Origin of the sequence: Hyphomonas atlantica corrig., from assembly GCF_017795365.1 — a bacterium.
GTDB lineage: Bacteria > Pseudomonadota > Alphaproteobacteria > Caulobacterales > Hyphomonadaceae > Hyphomonas > Hyphomonas atlantica.
The window spans coordinates 461,778-472,507 of sequence record NZ_CP051254.1 but is presented as its reverse complement, the minus strand read 5'-3'; the positions used below and the strand labels follow the sequence as shown (position 1 = coordinate 472,507).

Genomic DNA, 10,730 nt, shown 5'->3' with positions numbered 1-10,730 from the left:
AGAAAAAATTTAGGAAATACAGAGGCTTTTTATTTCCCCAGAATAATAGCTCCGCCGCGAACGACGGAGCCAGGTGGTACGCAGATTAGTGCGAACTTATGGTTTTTTTGCGCTCGTCCAGTATCTGAAGGTAGGCGTCGATGATCTGAACCCGAGGGTCTTCCATCCGTCTGCCCGACAGAAAGCCGTAGATGTTTTTTGGCTGGAGCTGCTCGGCATACACGCCCAGCTCGCCAGAAGGTTTGCAGACCCTCTTCCTATGCGCGGACACCAGGTCATGGATTTCTGCGAGGAGCGTCGGGACACCAACGTCCAGCTCCAGCTTCCGCTCGGTCAAAGCCTGTCGAAGCGCGTCGCGCTCTGACGGGGAATAGATATATTTGACCTCAATGATTTGCTTTTCGGCATTGGCCAGATTGGTATGTAGCACTGCGCACCTCCATGCGTTTTTGGATTTGATGTGCCACGCGACGTGACAGTGCCGTACCAACTATGGGCAAAACGCATTCCGGGGAAACGAACAACGAAAGAAGAGCGGCGAATTTTCGAGAAATTCCGGGAAGCAAATGGCTGAAAAAACGCAGAAAAATCGACGCTCGCGCAACGCAAAAATTTCAGAATATCGGCTGCGGAAATTGGTTACGTGCTTCGCCAAAAACCTGACAGCACGGGAAACGGCAGCAGAAACGAGACTATCTGAACCGACCGTCCGTCACCGCTTCATGCAGATCAGGCAATTGCTTTTCGATCATGGCCCTATGCGCATCGACCTGGACAATGTTGAGGGACGACCGCCGAAAGATCGGCCCGCGAAATATATTTATGAACGCCACTACAAGGGCGTGAAACAGGAATATGCCCACCTCTTTGAGATTGAGGTGCTGAACCGAATCTTTGCGACTAAAAACGTCAACAAGGTCCATCGTTTTGCCGCGTGGAATGACGGCCACATGAAAGAGGTCATGCGGTATGTGGACTACAACAAGCTTCATGCGAAATACGACATCGTCGAAATTCTCAACGATGCCTCTGGCGTGCCGCATTCACAGCGCGAGCAAAGGCCGTTTGAGCCTTTAGATTATAATACTGACAGCCTCATTGTTATAAACGAGCACAATATCGCGCCCGATGAGGCGTTCTTCAGGGTTATCTGGGAATTGATGCGCAAATTCCCCCTCCAAGATAATGAGGGACAGGCTTAGCCCATTCATGGGATGCCGGGGGCCAATCCTTGTCCCGCCACCGTCAGGCATCTTCCGAGCATCAATTCAGCTCGGAGACTACATCCATGAATCACGACAATATGAAAGCGAATCGTCCGCGTGACTTTGCTCAAGCACCAGCAGGTGGAGGCAGTACGACTGCCCCGCCGCACAGAGCTCAGCCTATGCAACCGGTTGCGGTTCCGAGAAACTGGGCGCGTCTCATTTTGACGATGGGCGCGCCTGGCGTTCTGCTCTTCATCCTGCTCGGCGTGACGCAATTGGTTTTGCCATATGATTGGAAGCCAAGCGTTCTGGTGGGTAAGGCAATCGCGACATATGAGGTCACGATCCTGCGCGGCACAGTGATGGATCGCTCTCAGGCCGAGCAGCAGATTGCGGAAGCGCGTGCTGACGGTGAACGCGCTGCCGAACTCGCCTTTCAGGAAAAACTGAAAGAGGTTGAGCTGGCCTACAATATCGAGCTTCAGGAAACGCAAGCTCGCCTGCAAAGCGGCGTTGAGGCGTACAAGTCTCTCTATGACCGCGCGAACATGATCCAGCAGGCCGTCTACCAGATGGAAGGCACTATGCTGCAATTCCGGCAGCAGGCCATTCGCGATACCCAATCGGGCAATGCCTTCATGGCTAACGCCGCCGATATCGGCTGCATCTTCCTCCCGGAATTCTGTCAGGTCGGCAATCACATCCGGTCGGATATGGCAGACCAGTTAACGCAAGCCGGTCGGCAAGGAGCGGGTAGCCTCAGTCGGGATTTGCTACAGGGCCTGCCTGATCCAGCACAGTTTCAGGGGCAATTGCTGACGCCTTCAGAGCAGCAAGAGCGCTAGGCCTGACCTGCTCAACCCAGCCGCCTCGCGTTCATACGCGGGGCGGCTTCTTTTTCGGAGAGCCGAGATGACCAATCGGAATACGTCTTTCGCACATCAGCTCGACCGGTCGGCCTCGAAAAAGGCGAGAAGCGCGAGCCCGGCCAATTCCAACAAAGCTCCATCGCCTCATTCGTCGAGGCCCTCTTTCGACACTGCCAAGTCGCAGACATTGCAGGTCAAAGCAGCGAAAATAACGCGCAAGACAGACGAGGATTTTGGGCCAGCGCCCGAGCGATCACCGCAGCCGCGTGGTATGGGTGCGCACGGCGTCAATTGGCAGGCGCATATCAAGCGGGCCGAAGCGCTGCGCGACAAGGTCGAGGGGGTAAAAAATCAGCCTCGAAAACCGCCCACGCAATTGCTCGACAAGGCAAAAAAGGCGGCACGGAATAACCGCGGCGCCGGTCCCTCATTCGACAAATCAGCCTCGCGCTAGTCGGGCTTCGCCAAACCCTTGAAAGCCTCGTCCGAAAAATATGGCGTCCGGTTGACCGCGTAAGGTCCCTTCCCACTGACAAAGGCGATCATGCGGCCGGTTTCGCGGGCAAAATGCGCTGCAATCTCATCGACTGTCATCAGTCCTGTTTTGATTATCTGCTCTGATCTTGATCGGCCTGCCGTTGTGGACGAGCTTTCAGCCGTGGAATGGGATTCTGATTTTTGGCTCGACGCACCTTCGCTCCTCCCGGTCTGGTGACTCTGCGCTGTCGATTTTTCAAAGCGCCTGGTGAAGACATCGAAAATGGATTGCCCGCCCTGAACTGTTGCTAGCTGGCTGAGCGGAGCCATGTCAGCTTCGGTTTGTGACCGGCTGTCGGTATAGCTTTCGCCTTCCTGCTGGCTAGTCCCGTTGGTCTCGCTGGTGCCCTTCGTTTCTGAAGCCGAGCTGCCCTTATTTTCACGAATGACCTCGGTTTCGCCCATGCGTCTGGATAGCCATTCCAGGGTGGTCAAATCGCTATTCGCAAAGAACGTCATCGCGCCCGCGTTCGCCAAGAACGTCTCCCAGCTTTCGCGGTAATGCTTTTTGATCTGGGTAAGGTCCTGGACGATCGGCCACAGCTTCACACCATAACCCGCCATCAGGCCTGCGGCCTTTTCAAGCATGTCCATGTGCCCGAGCGATGCAAATTCATCGAGAATGAAGAGGACCGAATGTCCGCTGGCCGGTTTTTCCAGACCAATCTCCTCCATGCGGTAGAGCAGCATTGAAATGATAAGCCTGAGGTAGCGCGCATGTGTCGGAAACATGCGCGCGGGCAGGCAGAGATATATCGTCTGACCCCCTTTCGACGTTTTGAGACGATCAATGTCGAAACTGGTTTTCGAGAGGCTTTGCGTGATTTTTGGCGTGGCCAGAAATCGCAGATTGCGGCGCGCAGTGCTGAGCACGCTCCCCCGCTCATTCTGACCCATCGCGGTGATCGTCTCCGCCGCGCCGACGATCATGTCGCGGATGAATTCGTTTTCCGCATCGCTCGCCTTCATATGCGCCCAAAGAGCGTCGAAGCTGTTCGTGGGGCGCTTGGTATCTTCCTCATCCTCGTCCGTGACCATATCGAGCGCACAAGCGAAATCAGAATCACCTTTGATGAGCAATTGTCTCACTCGTTTGAGCGTGCGCTCTTGTCCCTGCTCGGTGTCGCAGACATGCAAGATGACGCCGGTGATAAGATCACGACCACTTTCATCCCAATGCGCATCTTTGGCATTGGCCTTGACCATCACGGCATCGGCAATGAGGCCCGCTATGTCGATTGCATCGTCACTTTCGATGTCGATCATATCTAGGGGATTGAAGCTTCCGTAAAACTCGGGGCCGAGTCCGGACTCGCGGAATGGGTCGAGCGCGATAACCTCGTGGCCCTCCATCGCCGCGCGGTGGTGGGCGGTGATGGCGGCGTTTTCGCCCTTGGGATCGATGACAACGGCACTGCCTGGCCAAAGAGCAAGGTTCGGGATGATAAGGCCGGTTCCTTTACCGCTCCGGTTTGCTGCCGTGGTGAAGAGGTGACGATCGTCCGCCACTCCAACCGGTTCGTCGTTATCATTCCGGCCAAGCCAGACCATTCCAGGCTTGAAATCTGAAAGATCGAAGTGCCAGCGGGCGGTTGCCAGCTTCATCGTCTTGTCGTCCGCTCCAGTACCCCTAGGGAACAGGCGCTCTGCGGTGTCATGTGACATCGATTTTCCTTGTTCGTTTAGGAAAGGAAAAATGTCAGCACAGGGCGATCCAAGAATATGCCCCTGATGCGCCGCGATTATCCAACGCATCAAGTTTGCCATTGTTAGGTATAGGTGAGCGGACTCACCCGCAGCGGTAGATGATGCGACGGCCCGCGATGGTGGCGGCAGTATAATCCATGCTCAAATCCCGCGCTATCGCCTCGAGGTCGAGGTAGAAGCGCAGGCGATCGGGAATGTCGCCAAACAGGCCCTCTTCGATGAATTGCTCGGCCAGTTCGGTCAGGCTGTCCAGCTCATAGATATCGATCTCGACCTCATCGGGATCGATGGACGCATCATATCCGCATTCGGCAACCGCAATCACAAAGCGTATTTTCTGATCGTCGTTCCAGTTTTCGGAGCTTTCCAGAAATTCACCGAAATTGCACTGAGAAAGCTCGAAAGCCCTCGCCAGCTCGGCATCAATTGTCTCACCGTCGATAAATTGAATTTCATATTCCTCGACGATCTGGCCAAAGCGGTCACGGTTGGCGTTTGAGCGCTCCTGAAATTCCTCTTCCGATGTGAAATAGAAACCGATGGCGTCGATATTGTAAGGTTGTGCGTAAAGCTGAGTCATGTCCTGCCTCCTTTCTCGTTGCTTGAGGACGCGAAGGAGAAAGGGAGAGGATTGAGGCCTGGCAGTCAGCGGAGCGGAAAGGGCAACACGGGGTGAAACCCGGCGCGGGCAGCCCTTTGACGGCCAGCCGCCTCTCCCACAGTCGCGGGCAATCTCAAGCCGGGAAAGGAAGCGCAGGTCACACAGCTATCGTGATCGCACAGGCCGATAATTCCGCGGTTTCCCACTCATGGAATAGATACGGTGACAGCGCTCATCCTACCGGGGCGGAATCACTCACTTGGAGGAAGCGAACATGAGTCGTGAAGACACCGATGATGCCATCAGGCTCTTATGCGGGGCTGTTCAGGAAATTCATGGGATAGCACTCGGCGCAAGGCATAAATGTTTTTTCGAGTTGCGGGAGCATGAGCCGTTGCTGGTTGAGGCCTTGCGCTACCTGGCTCTCGGCGATATCCGAAATACACGGGTAATGCTCGACCGCTATGAGGCATTTATCGCCAACCCGCCGCAAAGGGACAATCATGATGTGCCGTTCTGACGGTCCTCTGGGCAAATAGTATCATGGAGATACAATTAAAGTTCATAGCGTGGGCCGGGGACAACGGAAGGCCCTTTAAGGATTAGTAGCCGTATTTGTCCTTGCGATCTCTGAAGGCCTTTTCACCACCCTCCATAGTCTCCGTGATCTTCTGGCATACTTCGTCTTTATCAATCGCCCCCGCGCAGGCTACAGCGCGTCTCGCGTCAGACGTGACATCCATGCCCAAGACAAGCTCTGAAGAGCCATTGACGACTATATTCGCGTTGTGACTAGCGAAAAATATCTGGCGGCGCTGTTTCGCTGTATGCAGCTTCTCGGCGAGCTCAGAAACGATCTTGTTATCAAGGTCGCCTTCTGGCTGGTCCACAATCAAAGGGCCTCCTGGCTGTTCAAGGAGCATGAACAAGAGCGCAGCTGCCCGTTGTCCCTCTGAAGCTTTCTCAAAAGCAATCTTACGGTTGTCATCACAATAGTAGAGAGTGATTTCGGGCTTGGGAACCGCGGTCGCCACAGCTTCTACTCGTGCTAAATCAATAAGGTCCATGAAACTCGAAATCATCCGATCTGTTGCACTCATGGCTAATTTTAGAGTGTCACAAGTCGGCTGCTCCGCCCCGCCGCTTGAAGCGATTTGCTTCCAACGAAGCGCAGCCAAGCTATCGGATCGCAGCGCGTCAAGAAATGACCAAGGGCCATCTTCCTCAAGTTTGGCAATAGTCCGCTGATGACGAGTATCGCTTTGGGAGCCGGTCTTAGCAGCAAGCACATCAACCGCATCAATGATCTCAGACCAATCTTTGTCAGCATTGAGCTGCGCTTCGATCCTGTTACCAGATAATTCTTCGATCTTTTTGGCCCACGCTTGTACTCGATTGGCTCGTTCAACCACGGTCTCTTTGAGGGCCTTAATTCCGACGCGCAAGTCGTCGAATTTTGATTCGCTAGAGACACGAGTGGCCGATAGCTCGCCCAATTGGGTGGCGATATCCTTCAAATCATCCTGAAGCTTCGTGATCTGAGCTGTCACGGATCGATGCGCGGTCAACTTTTCTAAAACTTTGTCCCGCTCTGCTTTGGCTGTAGCGAGAGGACCGCTAACTGATAAACCTGCGGAAACGATTGCGTCGCGATCAGCAGCTAGCTTCTTACCAAGCTCCTCAATGCCTACCGTAAATTCAGCATTAAATTTTTCATACGCTGCCTGAAACCCAACCGCCTCAGGCAAGGCAGAGTTTAGTTCGACCGGTTGTTGAGAAGTCTGCCAAAGCGCAGTCAAATCATCCATAACTGACTGTGCCTGATTTTCAGCAAGCTTACGCCTACCGTCGAATTCTGCAAGACTCTCATATTTTGCGATGTGCTCACGGTCCTCCTCGGGTAGAACAGGGAGGGTTTTCTGGAGTGCTGCAATCCTTTGCTCTAGCGATGAGCGAGCGGTTTTCAGTTTGTTGAGCTGTGCTTCTTGAGACCATGCTCCAGACAATTCTTGAACTGCCTTTCGTACCGATAGTTTAGCCTGGTCTATCGCGTCATTTAATCGCTCATCTTCGCGCTTAAACTGTGGCTCCACGAATTGTAGCAAATCAGAAAGCTGGGCTCCTTGCCCTGCGTGCTTCCCGATCTCCGAAAGCTCGCCTTGACTGTAAACTACAGCTGGGAAAAGCGACCTGAGTTCCTTGATCGACAACTCCTGAGACGAACCGTCAGGATATGTAACTTTGGGGACGTAAGACGTAGCTCCACCTCTGCGGATATAGAAAGTGGCATTGTCCTGCATCACAGCGAGCTCAATGGTCGCCCCCGACGATATCAAGGTATCTAGGACGAGGCCTGAAAGTCGTTCCGTTCCAGAATATTCTGGCCTTTCAATATCTCGACAGCTTCGCCCTAAACCAAATGCCAGATATTCGAGAAGAGTACTCTTACCGCTTCCACGCCCTCCAATTGTTGAATTGAGTTCTGGGCTAAAGTAGATGCTGCTGTCTGACAAAATGCCAGAGCCATTTATAGAAATGGATTTTACGGCCAGGTTGCTAATGTTTGGTTTTTCAATGGAGATACGAGACTGATGGCCAAGGAAGGCCTGACGGATCGCCTCTGCTGTAGGGGCAGCCAGTTTAATCCAGCAATCATTCGTACCAAGTTTAGGGTAGTTTGCATCGCGAGCGTCGGAAGTGGGAAGAGGGTAAATGAATCGCGAACTCCACTTTGCATCCGCACCGGAAATCCGGCGCAAGTTTTTAGACGAAAGGCTGTTTATGGTCTGGCCGACGTCGAGATAGCCGCCGATGTAGGACATTCGCTTGAAATCGGCATGCGCTCCGTCTGTAAGAACAGTGTGACTATTACCTTGAGAGACGTTCGGAAGAACAACAAACTTACCTTTGAGTTCGCTTACGCCGTTAAGCTTCTCAGCCACATCTGGATACAGACATTCTAACTGTGTTACTCGGGGGCCTTGGCGTGCGGTTAAATTCAGTGTCGCAGCCACGATACCAAGTCGCGCTTGCGCGGCATCAAGCCATTTTGCTTCGAGCTCAGCATCAAATAAAATAAGGCATTGAACTCCGCCAAGGCATGTCAGCTCCATTCCGGGAAACAGCCAAAGATCGAATTCTGGCTGAGCTTTCTTGCGGGACTCAATCGCTGCTTGGACGTAGGGCACCATGACCATCTCGTGATGGTCTGTGATCGCCACAGCCTCTAAGCTTCTGCGTACGCATTGCTCAATAAACTCTTTGGCCCAAGCCGCGCGGCCAGATTCTACATCTGCCGCCGTAGCAGCAGTACCATCGACGTCGTCTCCTAAGCCTGGTGGTCTAGCTCCTTGCCAATTTGGGTCGCGCGGCGTGTGAACTTGAAAGTCACACTTCCGCCAATATGCGAAACTCACGCAGCCGCCCTCCCACTAACTTCTTTCGGCACTTCAACGATACGCTGCACATCCGTGTGCGAGATAAAACCACTGATTTCTTGATCGTTGAGATCGGTGAACAAGCTCTCATAGAAGCGCCGGGGGTACCTTGCTCCGCGCTCGGTGTTTCCGTGACGAGGCGATGAGCAGCGTGAGCCGATCAAGCATGATAGATATTTCGCATCAAAAACTTCCGACATTTGCTGCTTGACGGCGTCTGCTTTAGTCTCCCATGAGGTACCGTTCTTCAGCGTTTGAAATTCATCCCGACAATCTGTTTGGAATTTCATGCCGCCCCCTTTCTAGTCACCAATCCTTTGGCGATTAAAGCACATTTCGAGAAGTTGCTCAGCAATGAGTTTTGTAAATCAGTGTTTTATCCACACGAGGCCCTCCAACTGTGAGGCACGCTCGCGCGGTCCTTCTGACAGCCATCTTAGGGAAATCCGGGACGGCGGGGTCAACCCCAGCGGGGTTCTCCACATTTGTTGCTTCCACTTACGTGATGACCCCTTACCCAATCTCCACGAGGCGGCCTGACAAAAGGCCGCGATAAGCGTGGCCTCCCAATCGATGGAGGACATTATGCTGGATCATTTTAACACAGCGTCACTTGCCAAGCTCAGCAGAGCTGATCTGCTCGGCCTGCTTGCAAACTATCAGGCGAAACTGCTCTCGACATCGGATGAGATGGAACGCGCTAAGCTGCAATCTCAAATCTCAATGATCCGATCAGCGTTTGAAATCGGCTAGGAATCGCCGCTAACCCGCGCTCCGCTTGGCGTGGGTTAGTATTTTATTAACCATAATATGCCATACTGAAATCAGATAGTCCGCAAGGAATCCGCGCATTGTGTCGGAAATGAAGGGAAGCGGACCAAGCTTGTAAAGTAGGTCTCCTGCTGAGAAGTCGCGGTAGAGTAGCTCGCGCTGAGCATCCTCTTCTCTACTTGTTCTCATCCCTTTCCTCAAAATTGCACTGCTGTTTGCGGCATCTGGATAGGTGTGGCGCGCTGCTCTGATGCGCACGTCACAGATCGGGAAGCGAGCGAAGGGATGTGGTGTTATGGAGCGCGATGGTATTGATTTTCCGGCTAAAAGAGAGCCGATGCCCGCCGATTATATTGAAGACCTGGATAATGCGGACGGTTTGACCGAGGAACAGCGGCTCGAACTGCTCAGCATCCTCTTCGATATCATGAAAAGCTTTGTCTTGATGGGTTATGGCATGGAGCCTGTGAATAAGCTCATCGAAACCTTCGAAATTTCTGCCCGAGGGGAGACCCCTATGGTAGACTTCGAGGATGACGAAAATGGTGGCGGCGATGCGTGAGACGCCTGAAAGATCAGCGGTTATTTATGCCCGCGTATCCTCTCGCAAACAGGTCAAAGAAGGCGGCGGGATAGAATCCCAGGCGACGCGCTGCCGCGCCTATGCAGCGTCACGCGGATATGAAGTGGTGGCCATGTTCACCGACGACATGACCGGCCAGAATGCTCGTCGTCCCGGCATGGATGCAATGCTGTCCTTCCTGAGACAAAACAAAACCAATCCTCACGTCGTCCTCATCGATGATATCTCCCGCCTCGCGCGCGGCTTGAAGGCACACATTGAGCTGCGCGATGAATTGGCGCGCGCCGGTGGCATCCTTGAAAGCCCTTCCGTCGTTTTTGGGGACGATTCAGATTCACAGTTTCTCGAAAATGTGCTCGCGAGCTCTGCCCAGCACTTTGCCCAAAAGAACCGCGAGCAAACCATCAATCGCATGAAGGCGCGGCTGATGAATGGCTACTACGTCAATGCGCGTCCGCCGCTCGGGTACAAATACATCAAAGGGCACGGCAAAGAGCTGGTTCGCGATGAGCCGATGGCCTCCATCGTCCAAGAGGCGCTCGAAGGGTTGGCCTCCGGTCGCTTTGGCTCGCAAGGGGAGGTTCGCCAGTTTCTCGAAGCCCAGCCTGAGTTTCCCAGGAACGGCAAAGGCGAAGTTACTCACGAGCGCGCCAATCAACTCCTAACCCAGCCCGTGTATGCAGGTATGATCGAAGCCCCCGCCTGGGGCATCTCGATGCGGAAGGCCCAGCATCAAGGCCTGATTTCATGGGAGACCTTTCAGAAGGTCCAGGAACGTCTGGCCGATGGCGGTCGGGTTCAGAACCGTGCTGACCTGCATGAAGACTTTATTTTACGCGGTGCCGTCGATTGTGGCGATTGCGACAAGCCTCTCACCGCTTGCTGGAGCAAGGGCAAGAACAAGCACTATCCCTATTACCTGTGCTTCAACAAGGAATGCGACAGCTACCGGAAATCGATCGCACGCGACGCACTCGAAGAGGAATTTGAGGAGCTGCTTGCTGAACTTCAGCCCAG

General features: G+C 53.6%; 11 protein-coding genes and 1 pseudogene. 7 read left to right on the top strand and 5 right to left on the bottom strand.

The features are described 5' to 3' along the window. Window positions 1–85: 85 nt before the first annotated feature. Complete coding sequence (locus HF931_RS02335; protein ID WP_273241715.1) at window positions 86–430, bottom strand: hypothetical protein; 345 nt, start codon at window positions 428–430, stop codon at window positions 86–88. Between the two features lie 136 nt (window positions 431–566). On the opposite strand from HF931_RS02335, the gene HF931_RS02330 reads away from it, so the two are divergent. The 3 genes from HF931_RS02330 (at window position 567) to HF931_RS02320 (ending at window position 2,531) form a co-directional block, all read left to right on the top strand. Beyond that, on the top strand, window positions 567–1,202 hold the full coding sequence (locus HF931_RS02330; RefSeq protein ID WP_273241713.1) for a hypothetical protein: 636 nt from the start codon (window positions 567–569) through the stop codon (window positions 1,200–1,202). Window positions 1,203–1,288: 86 nt separating this feature from the next. Then, complete coding sequence (locus HF931_RS02325; protein ID WP_273241712.1) at window positions 1,289–2,053, top strand: hypothetical protein; 765 nt, start codon at window positions 1,289–1,291, stop codon at window positions 2,051–2,053. Window positions 2,054–2,120: 67 nt separating this feature from the next. Then, the gene (locus HF931_RS02320; RefSeq protein WP_273241711.1) at window positions 2,121–2,531 is read left to right on the top strand and encodes a hypothetical protein; all 411 of its coding nucleotides are present in this window, start codon (window positions 2,121–2,123) and stop codon (window positions 2,529–2,531) included. On the opposite strand, the gene HF931_RS02315 is transcribed toward HF931_RS02320, so the two are convergent. Together HF931_RS02315 and HF931_RS02310 are read right to left on the bottom strand one after the other, a co-directional pair. Beyond that, window positions 2,528–4,381: a type IV secretory system conjugative DNA transfer family protein gene (locus HF931_RS02315; protein ID WP_273241710.1), complete on the bottom strand. Its 1,854-nt coding sequence runs from the start codon at window positions 4,379–4,381 to the stop codon at window positions 2,528–2,530. The two genes, HF931_RS02320 and HF931_RS02315, sit on opposite strands and share 4 nt — an antisense overlap. Window positions 4,382–4,403: 22 nt before the next feature. Beyond that, window positions 4,404–4,901 carry an antirestriction protein ArdA gene (locus tag HF931_RS02310; RefSeq protein ID WP_273241709.1) on the bottom strand — a complete coding sequence of 166 codons (498 nt, stop codon included), beginning with the start codon at window positions 4,899–4,901 and terminating at the stop codon, window positions 4,404–4,406. A 295-nt stretch (window positions 4,902–5,196) separates the two neighbouring features. On the opposite strand from HF931_RS02310, the gene HF931_RS02305 reads away from it, so the two are divergent. Beyond that, a complete protein-coding gene (locus HF931_RS02305; RefSeq protein ID WP_273241708.1) occupies window positions 5,197–5,442 on the top strand; it encodes a hypothetical protein in 246 nt (81 codons plus the stop codon). A gap of 82 nt (window positions 5,443–5,524) precedes the next feature. Here the strand turns inward: HF931_RS02305 and HF931_RS02300 are convergent, their stop codons facing one another. Together HF931_RS02300 and HF931_RS02295 are read right to left on the bottom strand one after the other, a co-directional pair. Continuing rightward, window positions 5,525–8,338: a TrlF family AAA-like ATPase gene (locus HF931_RS02300; RefSeq protein WP_337957152.1), complete on the bottom strand. Its 2,814-nt coding sequence runs from the start codon at window positions 8,336–8,338 to the stop codon at window positions 5,525–5,527. After that, a complete protein-coding gene (locus tag HF931_RS02295; RefSeq protein WP_273241706.1) occupies window positions 8,335–8,649 on the bottom strand; it encodes a hypothetical protein in 315 nt (104 codons plus the stop codon). The genes HF931_RS02300 and HF931_RS02295 overlap by 4 nt, the downstream gene beginning before the upstream one ends. Window positions 8,650–8,944: 295 nt before the next feature. On the opposite strand from HF931_RS02295, the gene HF931_RS02290 reads away from it, so the two are divergent. From HF931_RS02290 to HF931_RS17135, 3 genes and pseudogenes are all read left to right on the top strand, one after another. Further along, entirely contained in the window at window positions 8,945–9,112 is a 168-nt protein-coding gene (locus tag HF931_RS02290) for a hypothetical protein (RefSeq protein WP_273241705.1), read from the top strand. Between the two features lie 313 nt (window positions 9,113–9,425). Next, complete coding sequence (locus tag HF931_RS02285) at window positions 9,426–9,692, top strand: hypothetical protein (protein ID WP_273241704.1); 267 nt, start codon at window positions 9,426–9,428, stop codon at window positions 9,690–9,692. Further along, window positions 9,664–10,701 (top strand): annotated as a pseudogene (locus tag HF931_RS17135) (recombinase family protein); the annotation flags it as partial. The gene HF931_RS02285 and the pseudogene HF931_RS17135, both read left to right, overlap by 29 nt. Window positions 10,702–10,730: the final 29 nt, after the last annotated feature.

Bases quoted from the DNA above. Each gene is read 5' to 3' on its own strand.
- HF931_RS02315 (WP_273241710.1), bottom strand. From the start codon at position 4,381: ATGGCAAACTTGATGCGTTGGATAATCGCGGCGCATCAGGGGCATATT.
- HF931_RS02330 (WP_273241713.1), top strand. From the start codon at position 567: ATGGCTGAAAAAACGCAGAAAAATCGACGCTCGCGCAACGCAAAAATT.
- HF931_RS02320 (WP_273241711.1), top strand. From the start codon at position 2,121: ATGACCAATCGGAATACGTCTTTCGCACATCAGCTCGACCGGTCGGCC.
- HF931_RS02295 (WP_273241706.1), bottom strand. From the start codon at position 8,649: ATGAAATTCCAAACAGATTGTCGGGATGAATTTCAAACGCTGAAGAAC.
- HF931_RS02305 (WP_273241708.1), top strand. From the start codon at position 5,197: ATGAGTCGTGAAGACACCGATGATGCCATCAGGCTCTTATGCGGGGCT.
- HF931_RS02290 (WP_273241705.1), top strand. From the start codon at position 8,945: ATGCTGGATCATTTTAACACAGCGTCACTTGCCAAGCTCAGCAGAGCT.
- HF931_RS02310 (WP_273241709.1), bottom strand. From the start codon at position 4,901: ATGACTCAGCTTTACGCACAACCTTACAATATCGACGCCATCGGTTTC.
- HF931_RS02285 (WP_273241704.1), top strand. From the start codon at position 9,426: ATGGAGCGCGATGGTATTGATTTTCCGGCTAAAAGAGAGCCGATGCCC.
- HF931_RS02325 (WP_273241712.1), top strand. From the start codon at position 1,289: ATGAATCACGACAATATGAAAGCGAATCGTCCGCGTGACTTTGCTCAA.